Consider the following 17,057-nt stretch of genomic DNA (forward strand, 5'->3'; position numbering starts at 1 on the left):
ATGCGTGTCTGCGAAATCACCGGCGGCATCGTCACGAAGATCGTCGATCTCCCCGACAGCTACACGATCGATCTCGACCGAGCGTCGGCGCGTGGCATAGCGATCTGCGTCGTGAGCGGCGACGAAGAGGTCGAGGAGCTCGAATACGAGGGCGTCTACGAGGCGCCGGTTGGGGCGCTCCTCGCCGTGTCGTCCGAGGCGGAGCCGGGCTGGAGCTGGACGGAGGCCGGCGGCTTTATCGCGCCGGCGCCGATCGCGCCGACGCAGGCCGAGCTGATCCAGCATGCGCGCGACTTGCGCTGGCAAATGGAAACAGCCGGCATTCTGTTCAACGGCGTTGCGGTCGCGACCGACGATCGCAGCAAGCTCATGTTGTCGGGCGCGCGCCAGAAAGCCGCAACCGATCCAGACTTCGAAACGACCTGGTTCGGACCAGATCCCGAGGACACCGGCACGGTTCTGACCGCCGCGCTCATTATCGCGATCTCGGACGCCGTGCTCGCCCATGTCGATGCCTGCTTCGCGACCTACGGTCAGGTGGTCAGCGCAATCGGCTCCGGTGCGGTCACGACCCGTGACCAGATCGACGAGGCCTTCGCCTAGGCAGCCTCTTTCAGGCCTCCTCGACCTTTAGCTTCCTTTCGTCCCGACAAGCCGAACCCCGCCCCGTCCTTTGTGGCGGGGTTTTTCTTTGGAGAACACCCGAATGGCTGATCTGTCCTATTTCCACGGCGTCAAGCTCGAGGAGAGCCCGGATACGCCGAGCGTCCTGCGGCTCAAGAACAACGGCGTCACCTTTCTGAACGGTCACGCTGACGCGGCCGATCCTGCGGCATTTCCGCTCAATACGCCGACGCTGGTGACGTCGCTCAGCCAGGGTGTGGGGCTAGGCAAAGAGGGATCGCTCCTGCGCGACCTGCGCACGATCCTCGAGGAGGGCGGCTCCTATGTCGTCGTCAACCGTGTCGAATATTCCGACACGCCGGCGACGTTGATGGCGAACCTGATCGGCGATCCGGTCGAGCGGACCGGCCTCTATGCCTTCCACCGGGTCAAGGGTCTCATCGGCTACCAGCCGCGCGTCATCGTGACTGATGGCGAAACCGGCACATGGATCGCCGATGGCGTCGTTTCGGTGTCCGTCACGGGCGGCGGCTCGAACCTGACCGAGGCGCCTGTCGTGACCGCGTCGGGTGGCGGGGCGGCTGCCGGCAAGATCCTGCCGGTCCTCGAGGCCGTGATGGGGACCGGTGCGCAGGCGGGCACGGTCGTCAGCGTGCGCGTGGTGTCGGCCGGCAAGGGCATGACGGTTGCTCCGGCCATCGCTTTCACCGGCGGCGGCGCCGAAGTGGACAAGGTGCTTCCGACCGCTATCGCCAATCTCGGCGATGTCGGGAATGCTTATGTCTCGGCGCTGCGCTCGATCTGCCACGCCGACGGTGCCCGGGCGCGGGCCTATATCCATGGGCCGAACACCACGAACTCCGATGCGGTGCGCTTCCGCAAGACGATCAACTCGGATCGCATCCTCATCATCGATCCGAAGGGGATCAAGAACGTCGACGACGTGCCTGTGATCGTCCCCTCCGCGCCGGTCTTCGCCGGCGTTCGCTCCCGGGTCGTGGCCTCCGCAGAGGGCGTCTCGGGCTCGGTCTCGAACAAGATGATCCGCACGCTCGATGGCGTTGCGCGGACGATCAATTACCCGCTCGATTCGAACTACCTGAACGAAAATCAGGTCAACACGATCATCAACGAGCGCGGCGGCTTGCGGACCTGGGGCTCGCGCCTCGCGGCCGAGAACATTCTCTGGCAGTTCGACAGCGTCCGCGCCACGGCCGACATGATCAACGAGGGGCTGGAGGATCTCTATTTCCTCTACGTGGACCGCAAGTTCACGCGCGGCAACCTTAAGATGATGATCGAGGATGGCAACGCTGCGCTGCGGGTCTTCACCATCAACGAGGACATCCTCGGCGGCCGCGTCTGGCTCTCCGATCTGAACGTTCCCTCGCTCAATGCGCAGGGAAAGGTCTTCCTGAACGTCGAGTTCGAGCCGGTCGGTCTGATGGAACAGATCCACATCACGACCCATCGCAACATCGTCTACTACCAGCTGCTGCTGGATAGCGTGCGCGGGGCGATCGACAACGGCCCGCTCAGCCTCGCCGCCTGACCCCTCCCTTCGCGCTCAGACGCGCCCCCGCCGGCCCGCGCCGGCGGGCCTGCATCCATTCGGAGTTCTGAATGTCCAATCTTCCGAAGTTCATCCTGCGCAACTGCACGCTCTGGGCCGATCGCGAAAGCAAGCTCGGCCAGATCGGTGACATCACCGTGCCGGTTCCGACCGACAAGCTGGAGGAGATGCGCAACAGCGGCATGATCAAGCCGCGCGAAGTCAAGATGGGTCTGGAGAAGACCGAGTTCTCCTTCAAGATGCCGGGGCTCGATCCGCAGGTGATCAAGCTCTTCGGCCTCCGCCCGGGCGTGGAGACGCCCTTTATGGTGACCGGCGCCCTGGTCGACGAGGACGGTGTCGATCATTCCGCCGTCATGACCATCCGCGGCTTCATCAAGACGGCGAATGGCGGCACTTGGCAACCTGGCGAGCGTTCGGAGAACGACTACGCGGTGGCCGTCCACTATTACAAGCTCGAGATCGACGGCGAGAACCTGCTCGAGGTCGACGACTTCGACATCAAGGTCGGCGGCGTCTCGCAATACGCCGGCATGCGCGCGTCCATGCTGCTCTGACGAGCAGCGATACTTCCCAATTGGAGACAGACCATGTCGAACGAATTCGACCCCATCACCGTGCCGCTCATCGTGCCGATCGAGCATGGCGGCAATTCCTATCCCGAGCTCACCTTCCGCGAGGCCGAGCTGGGCGATCTCTGCGCCGCGGATGCCGTCTCCGGCGAGATGCAGAAGACCGCGGCCATTCTCGCCGGGATGGCGGGCGTGCCGATCCAGGCCATCCGCAAGCTCAAGGCGCGCGATCTTGCCGTGATCACCGACAAGGTCGGGCATCTCATGGGAAACGAGAAGAAGCCGACGACTGGAGCAACATAGCCGCCGTCATCTCGCATGTCGGTAGCACGCCCCTGCCGCAGGTTCTGCGGATGAAGCCTCGCGAGGCGCTGCATTGGTTCGGCCGGTATGTCGAGCTGCTGCGCCTGCCCCGTCCCGTAGTCATGGTGGCCTGACCCGATGGCGCAGCTCCGCTCCGATCTGTTGATCCGGCTTACGGACCGCGCCTCTGGGCCGGCCCGGGGCATTCTCGGCCTGATGAACCGGCTCCGCTCCGTTGGGGCGGGGGCTGGCGGCGGGCTTGCTTCTGTCGGCGACCGCGCGACCCGCAGCTTCTCGGCACTGCATGTCAAGCTGCTCGCCGCGACGGCGGCTGCCTACGCTCTGCAGCGGACGGTTTCCGGCATGGTGACGCCGGCCGCCAACTTCGAGACCAGCCTGCTCGATATCGCGCAGAAGGCCGATCTCTCCGACACCAGCATGGCCGGCCTCGGCGAGCGCGTGCGAAAGCTGGCGAAGGACGTCGGCCGCGGCGCCAACGACATGGCCAAGGGCGTCGACACGTTGCTCGGCTTCGGCCTCGACGTCGACAAGACCATGGAAGCGCTTCCGGGCATCGGCCGGACGGCGACGGCCTACAATGCCGAGGTGACCGATCTCGCCAAGGCGGTGTTCTCCTCGATCGACAACCTGAAGGTTGCGGCGAAAGACGTTCCCAAGATCCTCGATTCGATGGCCTATTCCGGCAAGGAAGGTGCCTTCGAGATCAAGGATATGGCGGCCGAGTTTCCTGCGCTGACCGCTTCGGCCCAGGCATTGGGCATGGCTGGCGTCGACGCGGTCGCGAAGCTGACAGCGGCGCTGCAGATCGCTCGGAAGGGCGCATCAACCGGATCGGAGGCTGCAACCAACACCGCCAACTTGATGCAGAAGATCCAGGCTCAGGACGCGGTGAAGAAGTGGAAGGCCTTCAACGTCGACATCCGCGGTGAGGTCAAGAAGACCCAGAAGGCCGGCGGCGACATCTTCGTGATGCTGGCGGAGAAGGCCAACAAGGTCCTGAAAGGCGACCTCGCCAAGCTTGGCGACCTCTACCAGGATGAGCAGGTCCAGAAGTTCCTGCGCCCGCTGATCCAGAACCTGGAGGAGTACAAGCGCATCCGCGATGGGGCCTTCAAGGCCAACGGTGTGGTTGATCAGGACTTCGGCCGCCGGATGAAGACCTATGAGGCGCAGGTTCAGCGCCTGTCCGGCGCCTTCGAGGATCTCCGGATCGCTTCCGGACGGCGGCTCCTCGGTCCGCTCACGGCGGGGATGGAGCAGCTCTCCAGCATCCTCAACTCGATGGATGGCCGGGTCTCGATCCTCGACAAGCTCAGCGCCTCCATCCGCGGCCTCGTCACGGGTATCATGGGGCCGGGCAGCGAAGGCGGTATGGCGCAAGCCTTCGGCAAGCTGGGAGATCTGATCTTCGGGAAAACCGAGACCTTCTCGGCCGATGTCGACGCCATGGGCCAGAGTTTCGAGAAGTTCCGCCAGATGGGCTCAGCCCTGCGCGAGTTCGCGGCGGCGATCGGCGGCTTCGTCTCCGGTTTCCAGCAGCTGACAGGTCTCGACCTCTCGTCGCTCACGGTCTGGGCACTGAAGCTCGGCGCCGCGGCAGTTGGCATCGGCCTTTTCGCCAAGGCAATCCGAGGGCTATCTTCGGCGATCCTAGCCTTGACCGGGATGAAGATGCTCTGGTCGCTCGGCAAGAAGACGGGTTCGCTGATCAACGCACTGCGGCCCGGCGGGGCAGCGGAAGGCGCTTCGGCCCCAGCGCCTCGCCCGGCCTCTCCGGCTGCTTCGCCAGCCTCATCGGCGCCGCGTCCCGGCGGCGGCAATGGCTCGGTGCCGGCGGTCGGCGGCTCGAAGCTTGGCGGCATCGAGAGCGTGAAGACGCCGCGGCCGATCGGACCGTGGGGCATTCAGGATCTGCAGAAGCGCGTTTCCGCGATGTTGTCGGAAGCGCCGCAGGCGAGCCTGATGACGCGTCTGGGCGGTGTCTTAAAGAACGGTCTCTTCGCCGGAGCGGTCGAGTATATCGGCCGCACCGCGATGGATGCCGGTTTCGACCAGGTCGACAAGCGTCTCGGCCTCGATACGTCGAACAGGCCCGACCCCGGCATGGTCCCGACAGTGCAGCGTCTGATCGGGCATTTCGAGAGATGGTTCGGCTCCGGCGACAAAAAGCCGGAGGCGGCACCCGCTCAGACCGGCCAGCTGAAGACCAGCGATCTTCAGGGTATCCTGCAACCGAAGGGAACGCAGGATGTGCGGATCACCAATCCGCCACCTGCGCCGAACGTGCCCGTTTCGGTCAGCGTGACTGTCCATGCGACGACGAATGCGAGCGCCGCCGATATCGGGGCAGCAGTCGGCAAGCAGGTTGGCGCACAGACGAAGCGGGCTCTGGAGGGCGCCTTCTCGGATGCAGCGAACTAGTTGCCAGCAATCCGTCGGGTGAGGGCTTGCATGTCGACCTTGACCGCCGGCGCCTTCAGAAAGCGTCGGCAGCCCTGCATCTCGGTCGCCCAGTCCGTGGCTCGCTCCTGCATCAGCTTCGCCCGAGCGGGAGCGGCCGGCCTCTGTGCCAGGATGGCGTCGGCAAGGATCACCACGAGCTGCTTGGCGGCATACTCGCAGTTGAACAGCGCGTCCTTGTCATTGCCGTCCATGTCGAAGCTGAATGCCTCGACCTTCTGCTCCAGCGCGGCTTTCAACTTCTGACTGGCCGGGCGGTCGAACGGGGCGTTCTCCAGCGCCCGGGCCGAACTCGCGGTGAGATCGTAAAGGGCTCTGGCAGCCTGGCGTTCGCCCGGAGTGGCGGCGACCACCGACGTGGCGAACGTCATCAGACAGCCGATAGAGAGTGCAAGCTTCATGACCAATCCCGTCTCCATGGCGCTAGGGCCGTTCGCCTTCGAGGCAATCGGCTTCCATTATGACGGGCTTTCCCGGTCCGTGAATACGAGCTGGAGCGATATCGAGGTCGCACAACGGCTGAACGCCCAGCAATGGCTCGGGCCGACCAGCGACGAGGTGACGATCAAGGGTGTGCTGTTCCCCTTCGAGTTTGGCGGGCAGGACAGCCTGGACGGCGTGATCTCGGCGGCGGAAGCGGGCGAGCCGCTGATGTTCGTCGGGGGCGATGCCGCGGCCGGCATGGTCTACGGCTATCACACGATCCAGGGCGTCGAGGAGGATCGGTCTTTCATCGACCGGGCCGGGGTCGCGCGCCGCAACGCCTATCAGATCAAGCTCAAGCGATACGAGGGCGAGGTCGAAGCCTCTGGCGTCGTCGGCAGCCTTCTCTCGCTGCTGGGGTGATGCCATGACGACATATCTCACCCGCCAGGGGCAGACGGTCGACCTCGTCTGCTGGGATTTCTATCGCCGCACGGCGGAGGTGACCGAAATGGTGCTGGCTGCCAATCCCGGCCTGTCCGCCCTCGGGCCGATCCTGCCGCTCGGCACCCGCATCAGGCTGCCCGACATGCCGGTGGCGCAGCGCACCGCGCGCAAGCTCGTCAGCCTCTGGGACTGAACCATGCATCCGATCATCGAGCTGACGGTCGACGGCAAACCCGTCGCCGGCGCCTTTTACGAGCGGCTGATGGAATTCAGCTGCGAGGATAAGGAAGGGATCGACAGCGATCGTTTCGACGCCAAGCTGCTGGACGGCCCGCCTGATTTCCTTGAGTTACCGCGCAAGGGCGCGGTCGTCGTCGCCAAGCTTGGCTATCGCGAGACCGGCGCTCGGGAGGTCGGGCGCTATATCGTCGATACGGTCAAGGGGGCGTGCCTACCCTATTCTGTTTCGATCGGTGGCAAGGCGGCCGACCTGCGCAAGGGCAAGCTGAAGACACGAGGCGAGAAGCACTGGGACGACAAGCAGCTCCGCGAGATCGTCGAAGAAGTTGCCGGCGATGCCGGTTTGGCGGCGCGGATTTCCGAAACGATCGGTCAGCACCGTTATAAGTGGGTTGCGCAGCAGGACGAGACGCCTCTCCACTTCCTTGAGCGCCTGGCAAAGCGGCACAATGCCCTGTTCGCCGTCAAGAACGGTATCGTGATCTTCGCCGAGCGCGGATCCGGCCTTTCGCTGTCAGGCGCCAGCATGGGCGAAATCGTGGTGACGCCCGACCGCGTCATCGAGGGCACGCTGGAATACGAGTTCAACGATCGCCAGGCCTATGGAAAGGTCACGGCCTATTATCAGGATCGCGACAAGGCCAAGCGCATCGAGGTGGAAGTTGAAGCCGGAGGCGCCAGCGACAGCGTCTATCGCCTGCCCGAGCCCTATGCCGATGCGGCCGAGGCCGACAAGGCGGCGCAGGCGAAGGCAAAGCAGCTGAAGCGCGGTGAGGGCTCGTTCTCGGTCGAGATGCCCGGCGATACAGGTGTCGTCGCCGGCGCCCCGCTCATCTGCCGCGACATCCGGCCAGGCCTCGACGGCGTTCCGTGGCTGATCGATGGCGTGACGCATAGCTTCAGCAAGGCTCAGGGCTTCCGCTCGAAGCCCTCGGCCAAGCTGTGGGACGGAAAGTCAGGCAAGGGCAAGAGCAAGAGCTCCGGATCCGGAGCTTCTTCCTCGGACGATGCTCCCGCATCGCCGCCTCCGGCGAACGCCCCGGACAACGTCAAAACCGGCGCCCCAGCCGGATGGAGCGCCGGCGGGCTCAGGCTCGACCAGCGCTAACCCCTTTACCCTCGCTGATCCACATCCAGCTCGCCTTTGTGCGGGCTTTCTCATTTCAGGAGCTTCTCCATGAACGACGCTTTCGCGGCGGCGATGACGCTTGTCTTCTGTGCCGGTCTCAACCGGGCACGCGGCGATGATCGCTGGATGCCTCCCTGGCTTCCCGGCCGGCCGCTCTGGTACGTCGCGCCCCTGCTCGGTCTGGTCGCGCTGCTCATCCAGCCTCCGCTCGCGGCCGGCGCCGTCGCCCTGGCCTATCTGGTCTGGGGCGTGCCCGCGTGGGGCGCGATCTACGACCTTGGGCGCTTGCCCGGCGGGCGATCGGACCATCTGCGTTTCTTCGCGAGGATGCTGCTGGCCGTGCCCGTCCTTCTGGTCTTCGGGATCTGGGGTGCGTTGCTCGGGCTGACCTTCGCGGGGCTTTCCGTGTTGGCCTACGAACTGGCCTGGCGCTTGAAGCCCGACAATCCGATCTGGCTTGCCGAGCTCGGGACCGGCGCGCTCTGGGGCGCCCTTATCCTCGCGATCTGAGGTTCCCATGATCCGCATCATGCTCGCGGCCGTTCTGGTCGCGCTCCTCGGCGGCTGCGCCGGGGAGGTCGCGCTCGTGCGCTGCGCCCTGGTGCAGCACGACATCAATCGCCGCTGCCAGTGAGCTGCGCCGACCTCCCGACCTCCTGATTTCGGAGCCTATCCATGGAAGTCACCGCCAAGGTGGCGCTGGAAACAGCGTCGCATGAAGGGCTCGTGCGCCAGACGTATCGAGATTCGAAGAACGTGCTGACGTGGTCGATCGGCGTCACCAACGCCAGCGGCCACAACGTCGATCGCTATATCGGCAACCCGCAGCCGATGGAGCGCTGCCTCGCAATCTATGCGTGGCTTCTGGAGACACGGTACGCGCCGGACGTGCGCGAGGTTTTCGCCAGGAAGCCGCTGACCGAGGCGCAGTTCGCCGCGGCCCTGTCGTTCCACTGGAACACCGGGGCCATCAAGTCGGCCACCTGGCCGAAGCTCTGGCTCGCCGGAGATATCGCAGCCGCCAAGAAGGCCTTCATGTCCTGGAACAAGCCCGCGGAGATCGTCGAACGTCGTCAGAAGGAATGCGACCTCTTCTTCGTCGGTAAGTGGTCGAATGACGGGCGTATCACTGAATATACGCGCGTCACCGCCAAGATGACGCCGGATTGGGCGAGCGCGAAGCGGATCGATGTCCGTGCCGCGCTCGCCGTCGCGCTTAATGCCGCGCAGCCCGTCACGTCCGCGCAGGCTCCTATCACCGTCCCGCCGCCCCCGACGGCCGTCCCGGCTGCGGGGGCCGGATGGCTCGCCCGCTTCTGGGCCGGGCTCAAGAGTTCGTTCGGAGGCTGACCATGGATATCGCGACCACTCTCGGCTCGCTCGCGGGCCAGTTGTTCAAGCTGGGCGCGCCGCAGCTTGGCGGCATCATTGGAACCGCTATCGGTGGTCCGGCCGGAACCGTCGTCGGCGGTGTCGCCGGCAAGGTCATCGAGGAGCTTGCCGGTAAGCTCGGCACGCCGGCCACGCCGGATGCCGTCGAGCAGGCCGTGGCCGAGAAGCCCGAGGCGCCCGCGATCGTCGCGCAGATCGAGGCCGCCGCGCCGGATCTGATCAAGCTCTGGCAGAGCGAGGCCGATCGCGCGACCGAGGCGCAGCGCGCCGAGATCGAGAAGGGCTTCGGCGCCTGGCAATTCTGGCGCGGCGCGTGGCAAGCCCTCATCATCGGCGGCTGGGCCGTGATCCTGCTCTCGGCCTTGTTTGGTGCCTTGATCGGGCTGAAGCCGCTGATCCCGCTTGCCGACCTGATCGGCAACTGGGGATCAGTCACCCTGGCTTGGCTCGCGGTCTTCAACGGCGGTCATACGCTGAAGGAGATTGCCCCCTCCATCGGCTTCGGGAGGAGGCGCGCGTGAACTTCTCCGACGGATTGACTGTGCCGGTTGCGATCTCGGTGGCCACGGCTATCTGCGCGATCGTATCTAGCTATGCCGTGGTCCGCTTCCAAGCGGCCCAGCACGACAAGCGTATTGCTCGTCTCGACGAGCGTTGCGAGGCGTTCGGCCGAGAGCTCGCCGCCTTCAAGATCGAGGCCGTGCAGCGCTTCGTCAGTGACGAGATGCTGGCGAAGGTCGAGACGCGGATCTCCGAGGCGATCAATCGCCTGGCCGATCGTCTCGACAAAGTACTGGACGCGCGGGCCAGCGGCCGCGGCAGGGCGGGTTGATCATGGCATCGAAGCATCTGAACAAGCCGCTCGGCCGGGCGGAGGCTCGCGCTGCGGTCAGCGCGATCGAAGCGGCCGTGGCTGCCGGCGCCCTCTATCCACTGTCGCGCGGCCAGGACGGCCGCTCGGCCCTCGTGGAGGCCGCGAAGGCGCTCGATCTCGCCGCGACGACAGTGCGGAACCGGCTGGAGCAGGCCTTCCGACTCTACGGGCTGGCTCCGAACGGCATCGCGCCGCCGGACCGTCAGGTCGGCAGCCGCAATGGGCACAAGGGCAAGGCGTCGGAGCCCGACAACGCCCTCCAGCGGAAGCTGACCGGACTGCAGGACGAGGTGACGAGCCTGCGCAAGCAGCTGAAGGCGCAGCAGCGCGAGGACCTCGACACAGAGGCCGTTCGGCTGCTGCTCGGCCGCATCGCGGCCGCTCAATCCGCACCGCCACGCTGGACGATCGAGCCGGGCATGAAGCGGGGAAGCGGTACGCCGGAGGTGCCGGTCACCGTCTGGTCTGACTGGCATATTCCCGAGGTCGTGTCCCTGTCCGAAACGGCAGGCAAGAACGAATATAACCCGGATATCGCCGAGGCGCGGGTGCGCCGGCTGGTGGCATCGACCATCTCGCTCGCGAGGAGACACGGCCCCGGCGAATATCCTGGGATCGTCGTCAACCTGCTCGGCGATTTCGTTTCGGGCGGGCTGCATCCCGAGCTCGCCAAAACGGACGCGGAGGAGGTGCTGCCGAGCGTTCTGCGCTGCGTCGACCTGCTCATCTGGGGTCTGCGCCAGATCGCCGATGCCTTCGGTCAGGTTTATGTGCCCTGTACCTCGGGCAATCACGGCAGGGCGACGCAGAAGCCGGAGTTCAAGCGCTACATCTTCAAGAACTACGACTGGCTGATCTATCAGCTGGTGGCGCGCGCCTTCGAGGGCGACCGGCGGCTCGTCTTCGACATCCCTGACACCAACGAGGTGCATTATCGCGTCTTCGGTCAGCGATACCTTGCCATGCATGGCGACATGCTGGGCGTGAAGGGTGGCGACGGCATCATCGGATCGCTCGGTCCCATCGCCCGCGGTGAAACCAAAGTGGGTAAGCAGGCTGCCGCACTGGGGCAGGACTATGACGTCCTGGTCATCGGCCACTGGCATCAGATGATCTGGCTGCCGCGCGTCATCGTCTCGAACACCCTGAAGGGCTGGGACGAATATGCCCGCTCGGCCCTGCGCGCCCCGCCTACGCCGCCGAGCCAGCCGCTGTGGTTCGTGCATCCGCGCCGCGGCATTACCTCGCGCTGGGAGATCCGCGTCGACGAACCGGGTGCGGGGCAGGGGGAGGAATGGGTCAGCTTCAGGAGGGCGGCATGACGGTTGCTGAGTGGCCGGCCGCACTGCCGCGACGGGGTCTGATCCCTGATCGTGACTGTCCGCATTGCCAGCACGGCTATGAGAACCATGAGTATAACTGCACCGGCGGCTGCTTGACCGGCTTCAGGATCAGGACGATCGGTTTCTGCGGCCCGGCCGGGGCGGGCAAGTCGACTGCTGCCGAGCGGCTGATCAAGCGCTGGCGCTTCAACCGGGTTCGCTTCGCCGGACCGTTGAAGGCGATGATGGCGGCCCTGGGCCTGTCGGCCGAGCAGCTCGATGGCTCCTTGAAGGAAGAGCCGACGCCGCTGCTGTGCGGGCGCACTCCTCGTCAGGCCATGCAATGGCTCGGCACGGAATGGGGCCGGGATCTTGTCGGTCCGGAGTTCTGGATCGAGGCCTGGCGGGCAGCGGTTGAGCGTGTGCAGCCGACCTTCAGCTATCATGGCGGCTTCGACCCGATCCGCCTGATCGTCGCTGACGATGTCCGCTTCGCCAATGAGGCCAAGGCAATTCGTGATCGTGGCGGCATTATCGTCAGGATCGAACGGCCAGGTGCCGGATCCTCGAGTGGCGGTGCGCATGCCTCCGAGCGGCTCGACGTCGAGCCGGATCGGACCATCCTCAACATCGGAGATCTGCCTGCACTGCATCGGGAAATCGATGCAGTGGCCGTCTCGCTCCGCGAGCGCTGACCTTTCGATGAGAGCCTTGGCTCGAGACGCCCGGCCCCGCTTCGGTGGGGCCGGGCTTTTTGCGTTCTCAGGGCGTCAGAGCGCCCGGATGCTTTCCTCGAATTCATCGGGGATATCGCCATAGCGTTCGATCACCTCGATCGAGGACGGCTCGCCCGTCTCGTCGTCGGCAAGGATCTTCAGCACGGCTGCGCCGGCCTTGCTGCTGGCGATGCGCCGGCCGTCTATGACCGCCTGCTGCTGCGTCTTCGCAGGCACGCCCTGGCTTGGAGCGAGCCGCTTCCGGTGGATGTGAAAGGGTTGGATCACATAGGTCTCGATCTGCGCCATGGCTTGACACTCACCGTTGATGTTCTGATTTTGTTCTCATAGCTGAGGACTAAAGTCATGTCACGTCAGGAGCTCCCGGGGCTGCCGACCGAGGCCACGATGCTTCGCGATTTTCCGTGGGTGGTGGTGAGGATGCGCTGCCACTTCTGCCGGCGTGGCGGTGACGCGCGGCTTGCGGTGCTCGCGGCAAAGCACGGGCCTTACGTCACCATGGGGCGGCTTGTCGTCGAATTCATGAAGGAGTGCGCCTGGGCGCCGTGGAACCCGACGAGGCGGCCGCAGAAATACGGGATGAAGTGCGGCGGCTACTGCATGGACCTGCGTCGACCCGACCCACCGGATCTGCCGCCAGGCATGCAAGGGTTGCAGCTAATCGAAGGCGGTCTGAGCGAGAAGCTGCCTGCTGCGCCGGCCGAGTTCGAACGGCGGAAGCGGGTTGGTAGCGATGATTAGCTGCATGCCGCAGAGCTGCTAGTCAATTTTGAGAGACTTTTGATCGTCAGCTTCCGCGTGGGCGTCGCTGGTTTGCCTGTTCTTCAGTATCGACAAATAACGCTCCTTCGAGCTTAGAGCGTCTTGCAGCATCCCTCGCTTGTAGAGCGCGACAAAAAGGGCAGCGGAATAGGCCTGACAGTTTATCGAACGTTCAGGGTTAAATTCGATATCGGTGAACGCCGAGTAATTGACGATCTCATCCTGCAAATCTTTATGCTTTGCGAGAGCATTTAAATAGATCCAATCGTAGAAGGCTGTTTTCGGTTCTAAATCCCATTCGGTCTTAAAGAGCTTAAATCTGATGAGCCGACCAGACGAGCGAAGGCGATCATCGCGCTTCGCAGATCTTGAGTCCATTTCCAAGATGTCCTTATAAGGCCCGCCGAATTCAAAGACCTTGCTAGCTTGGAAAGCTGACTCTACCGAATAGGTTATCTGATGTTTTTGCGTCGTAAATGTCAGATTGAATGCGCTAAGGCATGTGCCGAGTTCGGTCCGTGACTTCGTAGACACTTCAAGAATGCGCTCGACGTGCAGCATGCGCTGCGCTGCTGCGTGCAGAGCGTCTACAGATTTCTGTTTCTGCGACACAGCCATGCCCGGAAACCAATGGAAAGGTACGGACTTGGTCCGCACCAGCCAGGGTCCTTCGAACGAGGGTATGAAGACGGGTCTTTCAGCCATGCTCCACTCTAGCGCACAAACTTCCGACTGGAGAATGGCCCTCGGCCCGTGCCTGGCACGATAACCTGTCGATCACCAAGAATGCCCTTGAAGGGTTCCAGCACGGCGGCCGTCTCGAACGCGGCTCCCACGATCAGATTTGGTTCGATCGCGTCGAATACTAGGATCTCGGCTTGGGCGTCAGTCGGGTCATGTGACTTGAGCCGTTGATCAGCTCTGGTCTCGAGACCTTCGACCTCGTCATAGATTCCCGCAAATGCGGCCGGTGTTTTCAGATCGCAGAGAGGTTGGCTGCTGATCCGGGCGTCAGCCGCGTTATGGCGGCAGAATGCGCAATCCTTGGTCCAAAGAACAGAAGGCTTGATGCATAACACCACCCAGTCGATGTCAGGGTTATCTTTGCGGAGCTTGAAAAACATCCGATAGTTAGGGTGTCCGATAGAAACCGAAATGCCGCCCAAGTGACCATCAAGGCGCCACTCGTCATTAATCACTGGCTTGACCCCGATTTCACCGACTCTGCTGACCGGGTAGATGCCATTCCTAATAATGGACGCCAGATTTGCAGTGCGGGTGAAATGCACCAAGTATGGAATGCTTCTTTGTCTCGCAAAGTCTTGAATGGCGTGCTTGGTCATTATCCCCCCGTCAGTTTTCTTGCTCCTCCAACGTCTACTGTTTCAACCTCGCCGTGTGCAAGGCGCTAGGGCAGTAGCAATAGGGCGAACTGGCGAGAGCGGGTTGGCCCAAGCTTGATCGAGGGCGACAAGGCGGACATGCTCCTGGGCGAGCGCTTGCCAGCGCAGCAGCGCAGGCGCGTCGAAGGCGAGGCTTTGGCATCATGTGTGGTCGTTTTTCGCAGGCCTATAGCTGGGATGAGATCGTCGCCTTCAGCCAGCCTTTGACGGTTCCGGCCGATCGCCCGAATCTGCGGGCTCGCTACAACATCACCCCGACGACCGAAGTGGACATCATCGTCCTGACCGAGACCGGCCGTGAGCTGCGCAAGGCCCGATGGGGTTTTATTCCGGCCTGGTGGAAGGATGCGGCGAACAAGGTCGGCTCGACCTTCAACGCCCGGGTCGAGGGCGTGGCCGATAGTCGGATGTTCCGCTCGGCCTATGTGAAGCGGCGCTGCATCATCCCGGCCAGCTCCTTCTATGAATGGACCGGTCCGAAGGGCGAGCGCACCCCTCACCGGATTAGCGCCGCCGATGGCGGGCTGCTCGCCTTCGCAGGCCTATGGGAGCGCTGGACCAATCCGGCGACCGGCGAAGAGGTCATCTCCTGCACGATCATCACCCGCGCCGCCGATCGCTGGATGTCGAAGCTGCATGATCGCATGCCGGCGATGCTCAACCCGAAGAACTTTGATGCATGGCTGGATGGTAGCGGCGGGCGGGAATTGCTCGAGCATCCGCCGCCGGAGCTGCGGGAGTGGATCGTCTCGACGCGGGTGAATAGCAACCGCGCTCCGGATGATGATCCGACCCTGGCCGATCCGGTCGAGTCGGGAGAGCAGAAGCCGGAGCCGAATAAGGAATCTCCAACGCAAGGCGATTTGTTCTGATGGGGCATTGGGAGCAGATCGGGCGCGATAATGCTGAGGAGCGAGCGCGGCGAGCGGATTTGCCGCTCTGGCGTCGCGTGATGGCTGAGCAGTGGCGAGCGGCGATATTAGCCGCAGCATGGATCGTCACCATCGTGATCCTTCTGAGGATCGTTGGCGTGCTCTGACGGCTTGGCGACCCTTGAGAACAAACGGGGCCTATCGAGTGGCGAACCTTTTTGTAAGACACTGATTTTGGCCACTATTCGCAGTCCCCTAGGGAGCGCCACGCCGCCGAGGCTCTTTCCATAAGCCATTGTTTTTTATCCCTTATTTTCGGCGTCTTCGCCGGTTTGGGGAAATTCGCTCGTTTGGGTTGGGGGCCTTTGTCCCCGTCTGCCCTTCAAGGCGGCTGATGGCAGCCGCTGCGAGGCGCTTCTGATCGGCCTCTTTCGTGTAGCGTTCAGCCTCCGCCAAAGAGCGGTGGCCGAGGATCGACATGATCTCGTGCGCGCTGCACCCTGCCTCTGCCAGGCGCCGGCCGGCGGCTTTTCGTAGGCCGTGTGGCTGGCAGGAGGTCGGCAAGCTCGCATCGGTGATTGCGTCGCGCATTCGCTGCGAGAAACCGTCCACGGTGAACATCTCGCCGAAGTATGTCGTGAGCAGCACCAGGTCGGTTCGGGCCTCGCGAGCCTTGTCGAGGACGCTTTGCAGTTCCGAATGAACCGGGACGAGTAGCTCGGCACCGGTCTTCTGCTGCTTGATCGAGATGCCTCGATCAGTCACGTCCCGCCAGGTCATGCGATGCACGTCAGACCGTCATTTGCGCACATCAAGTGATGCTGGTGTTCGCCCAGAGGCGGAGCATCGGACCCTCATCCCCCAGAACCGGATCCTTGGGTGGATAGCTCAAGAGGGCGATCCTCTGTTTCATCGCAGTCGACGCCTCCTCACGAACGATATCTCCAGCCTGGCCAGGCGGGTATGCGCCGACCACGAGGAAATCTTCGCTCTGCTTGAGCCGCCGATGCCCCGTCCCCGCGGGCAGCACCAGGATGTCGCCAGCTTCCACCCTGATCTCACGGCCGCCGTCTCCGCCAAGAACCAGTTCGGCCGATCCGGTTGCTACACCGAGAACCTCATGACCCTCCGCGTGATAGTGTTCGAAATCGTAAATCCCATCTCGCCACTGTGGCGGCCATCCGTTGTCTTGAAAGCGCTTTTCCATGAACGTGGCGAGGTCACCGATCGCCGCAGGATCGAACGCCTTTTCGTAGATTAGGACCGGCAACCTGAGATTATTCGGAACGAAGCCCCGCGGTTCGAAATGCAAGGCGGTCACCGTCACCCGGGACATGGCAGCACCTCCAAAGAAGCAAGAAGCCTCCTGAACTCCGATGTGCCAAGGGGCGTTCCCTCGTCAGCTGGCCCGTGGCTATGGGCCGATCGCGGAAAGCAGCGGGTGCCATGACGACACCTGGCTGCTTGTCGATCGGGAGATGAGGTTGTGGGCATCGGTTTCGGAAAGGTGATTTGGCGATCGGCGAGCTGCCACGGAACGAGGGCGGGGTCGCAGCGTTCAGTCTCCACCCCGTCAAACGGCCGAGGAGGCAGCCATGGAGAATAATGAGCGCAACCCTGCAGTTGAGAGTCTGCGCCAGGAACAGAAAACTCAGCGCAGGGAGGAGCGAGAACTGACCCCTGATCAGAAGCTGGAGAGGGCGCTGAAGGATACCTTTCCGGCAAGCGATCCTGTTGCCGAGCAGGTTCCGATCACGCCGGGTGCGACAGAGGAAACGAAATGATCCGGGCTGCATTCTCCAGTTTGGCTGGGGCCTGGATCGCTCGAAACGTCGAGCGAGGCGAAATCCCCGAGAGATTTGCCGTTCCATTGACGCTACTGGCAATCAGACTGCCCATGCCG

The 17,057-nt window shown here is 63.6% G+C and carries 23 protein-coding genes; 17 read left to right on the forward strand and 6 right to left on the reverse strand.

Annotated elements, in window-relative coordinates:
- From OCUBac02_RS04750 to OCUBac02_RS04770, 5 genes are all read left to right on the forward strand, one after another.
- Window positions 1-603, forward strand: coding sequence for a DUF4376 domain-containing protein (locus tag OCUBac02_RS04750; protein ID WP_173043783.1), 603 nt, complete (start codon window positions 1-3; stop codon window positions 601-603).
- Between the two features lie 103 nt (window positions 604-706).
- The gene (locus tag OCUBac02_RS04755) at window positions 707-2,176 is read left to right on the forward strand and encodes a phage tail sheath protein (protein ID WP_173043785.1); all 1,470 of its coding nucleotides are present in this window, start codon (window positions 707-709) and stop codon (window positions 2,174-2,176) included.
- A 71-nt stretch (window positions 2,177-2,247) separates the two neighbouring features.
- The gene (locus OCUBac02_RS04760) at window positions 2,248-2,754 is read left to right on the forward strand and encodes a phage major tail tube protein (protein WP_173043787.1); all 507 of its coding nucleotides are present in this window, start codon (window positions 2,248-2,250) and stop codon (window positions 2,752-2,754) included.
- 33 nt (window positions 2,755-2,787) lie between these two features.
- Window positions 2,788-3,072 carry a phage tail assembly protein gene (locus tag OCUBac02_RS04765; RefSeq protein ID WP_173043789.1) on the forward strand — a complete coding sequence of 95 codons (285 nt, stop codon included), beginning with the start codon at window positions 2,788-2,790 and terminating at the stop codon, window positions 3,070-3,072.
- Window positions 3,073-3,288: 216 nt separating this feature from the next.
- A complete protein-coding gene (locus tag OCUBac02_RS04770; RefSeq protein ID WP_173043791.1) occupies window positions 3,289-5,514 on the forward strand; it encodes a phage tail tape measure protein in 2,226 nt (741 codons plus the stop codon).
- Here OCUBac02_RS04770 and OCUBac02_RS04775 read toward each other — a convergent pair.
- Window positions 5,511-5,954, reverse strand: coding sequence for a hypothetical protein (locus tag OCUBac02_RS04775; protein ID WP_173043793.1), 444 nt, complete (start codon window positions 5,952-5,954; stop codon window positions 5,511-5,513). The two genes, OCUBac02_RS04770 and OCUBac02_RS04775, sit on opposite strands and share 4 nt — an antisense overlap.
- Here OCUBac02_RS04775 and OCUBac02_RS04780 point away from each other — a divergent pair.
- The 9 genes from OCUBac02_RS04780 (at window position 5,953) to OCUBac02_RS04820 (ending at window position 12,075) form a co-directional block, all read left to right on the forward strand.
- The gene (locus OCUBac02_RS04780; RefSeq protein WP_173043795.1) at window positions 5,953-6,399 is read left to right on the forward strand and encodes a phage tail protein; all 447 of its coding nucleotides are present in this window, start codon (window positions 5,953-5,955) and stop codon (window positions 6,397-6,399) included. The genes OCUBac02_RS04775 and OCUBac02_RS04780 overlap by 2 nt on opposite strands.
- 4 nt (window positions 6,400-6,403) lie before the next feature.
- The gene (locus tag OCUBac02_RS04785) at window positions 6,404-6,616 is read left to right on the forward strand and encodes a tail protein X (RefSeq protein ID WP_173043797.1); all 213 of its coding nucleotides are present in this window, start codon (window positions 6,404-6,406) and stop codon (window positions 6,614-6,616) included.
- A gap of 3 nt (window positions 6,617-6,619) precedes the next feature.
- Window positions 6,620-7,771 (forward strand): phage late control D family protein, encoded by a 1,152-nt coding sequence (locus OCUBac02_RS04790; protein ID WP_173043799.1) that lies wholly within the window; start codon window positions 6,620-6,622, stop codon window positions 7,769-7,771.
- A gap of 69 nt (window positions 7,772-7,840) precedes the next feature.
- Window positions 7,841-8,302: a hypothetical protein gene (locus OCUBac02_RS04795; RefSeq protein WP_173043801.1), complete on the forward strand. Its 462-nt coding sequence runs from the start codon at window positions 7,841-7,843 to the stop codon at window positions 8,300-8,302.
- Window positions 8,303-8,467: 165 nt separating this feature from the next.
- Window positions 8,468-9,142 (forward strand): lysozyme, encoded by a 675-nt coding sequence (locus tag OCUBac02_RS04800; protein WP_173043803.1) that lies wholly within the window; start codon window positions 8,468-8,470, stop codon window positions 9,140-9,142.
- Between the two features lie 2 nt (window positions 9,143-9,144).
- Window positions 9,145-9,705 (forward strand): hypothetical protein, encoded by a 561-nt coding sequence (locus OCUBac02_RS04805; RefSeq protein WP_173043805.1) that lies wholly within the window; start codon window positions 9,145-9,147, stop codon window positions 9,703-9,705.
- Window positions 9,702-10,016: a hypothetical protein gene (locus OCUBac02_RS04810; protein ID WP_173043807.1), complete on the forward strand. Its 315-nt coding sequence runs from the start codon at window positions 9,702-9,704 to the stop codon at window positions 10,014-10,016. Before OCUBac02_RS04805 ends, OCUBac02_RS04810 begins: the two co-directional genes overlap by 4 nt.
- Window positions 10,017-10,018: 2 nt before the next feature.
- The gene (locus OCUBac02_RS04815; protein WP_173043809.1) at window positions 10,019-11,380 is read left to right on the forward strand and encodes a metallophosphoesterase family protein; all 1,362 of its coding nucleotides are present in this window, start codon (window positions 10,019-10,021) and stop codon (window positions 11,378-11,380) included.
- A gap of 242 nt (window positions 11,381-11,622) precedes the next feature.
- Complete coding sequence (locus tag OCUBac02_RS04820) at window positions 11,623-12,075, forward strand: nucleoside/nucleotide kinase family protein (protein ID WP_173043811.1); 453 nt, start codon at window positions 11,623-11,625, stop codon at window positions 12,073-12,075.
- 75 nt (window positions 12,076-12,150) lie between these two features.
- Here OCUBac02_RS04820 and OCUBac02_RS04825 read toward each other — a convergent pair whose 3' ends face one another.
- Window positions 12,151-12,405 carry a hypothetical protein gene (locus OCUBac02_RS04825; protein ID WP_173043813.1) on the reverse strand — a complete coding sequence of 85 codons (255 nt, stop codon included), beginning with the start codon at window positions 12,403-12,405 and terminating at the stop codon, window positions 12,151-12,153.
- Window positions 12,406-12,462: 57 nt separating this feature from the next.
- On the opposite strand from OCUBac02_RS04825, the gene OCUBac02_RS04830 reads away from it, so the two are divergent.
- Window positions 12,463-12,858 carry a hypothetical protein gene (locus OCUBac02_RS04830; protein ID WP_173043815.1) on the forward strand — a complete coding sequence of 132 codons (396 nt, stop codon included), beginning with the start codon at window positions 12,463-12,465 and terminating at the stop codon, window positions 12,856-12,858.
- An 18-nt stretch (window positions 12,859-12,876) separates the two neighbouring features.
- Here OCUBac02_RS04830 and OCUBac02_RS04835 read toward each other — a convergent pair whose 3' ends face one another.
- Window positions 12,877-13,584, reverse strand: coding sequence for a DarT1-associated NADAR antitoxin family protein (locus OCUBac02_RS04835; RefSeq protein ID WP_173043817.1), 708 nt, complete (start codon window positions 13,582-13,584; stop codon window positions 12,877-12,879).
- Window positions 13,585-13,592: 8 nt separating this feature from the next.
- Window positions 13,593-14,222: a DarT ssDNA thymidine ADP-ribosyltransferase family protein gene (locus OCUBac02_RS04840; RefSeq protein WP_173043819.1), complete on the reverse strand. Its 630-nt coding sequence runs from the start codon at window positions 14,220-14,222 to the stop codon at window positions 13,593-13,595.
- A gap of 203 nt (window positions 14,223-14,425) precedes the next feature.
- Here OCUBac02_RS04840 and OCUBac02_RS04845 point away from each other — a divergent pair, with 203 nt between their 5' ends.
- Window positions 14,426-15,154 (forward strand): SOS response-associated peptidase, encoded by a 729-nt coding sequence (locus OCUBac02_RS04845; RefSeq protein ID WP_173043821.1) that lies wholly within the window; start codon window positions 14,426-14,428, stop codon window positions 15,152-15,154.
- Window positions 15,155-15,463: 309 nt separating this feature from the next.
- Here OCUBac02_RS04845 and OCUBac02_RS04850 read toward each other — a convergent pair whose 3' ends face one another.
- Both OCUBac02_RS04850 and OCUBac02_RS04855 read right to left on the reverse strand, forming a co-directional pair.
- Window positions 15,464-15,943, reverse strand: a complete 480-nt coding sequence (locus OCUBac02_RS04850; RefSeq protein WP_280528846.1) for a tyrosine-type recombinase/integrase — start codon at window positions 15,941-15,943, stop codon at window positions 15,464-15,466.
- Between the two features lie 22 nt (window positions 15,944-15,965).
- Window positions 15,966-16,490, reverse strand: a complete 525-nt coding sequence (locus OCUBac02_RS04855; RefSeq protein ID WP_047578551.1) for a cupin domain-containing protein — start codon at window positions 16,488-16,490, stop codon at window positions 15,966-15,968.
- Between the two features lie 259 nt (window positions 16,491-16,749).
- Here OCUBac02_RS04855 and OCUBac02_RS04860 point away from each other — a divergent pair, with 259 nt between their 5' ends.
- Complete coding sequence (locus OCUBac02_RS04860) at window positions 16,750-16,938, forward strand: hypothetical protein (protein ID WP_173043823.1); 189 nt, start codon at window positions 16,750-16,752, stop codon at window positions 16,936-16,938.
- Window positions 16,939-17,057 lie beyond the last annotated feature (119 nt).

The sequence above is a fragment of the Bosea sp. ANAM02 genome (genome assembly GCF_011764485.1).
Classification (GTDB): domain Bacteria; phylum Pseudomonadota; class Alphaproteobacteria; order Rhizobiales; family Beijerinckiaceae; genus Allobosea.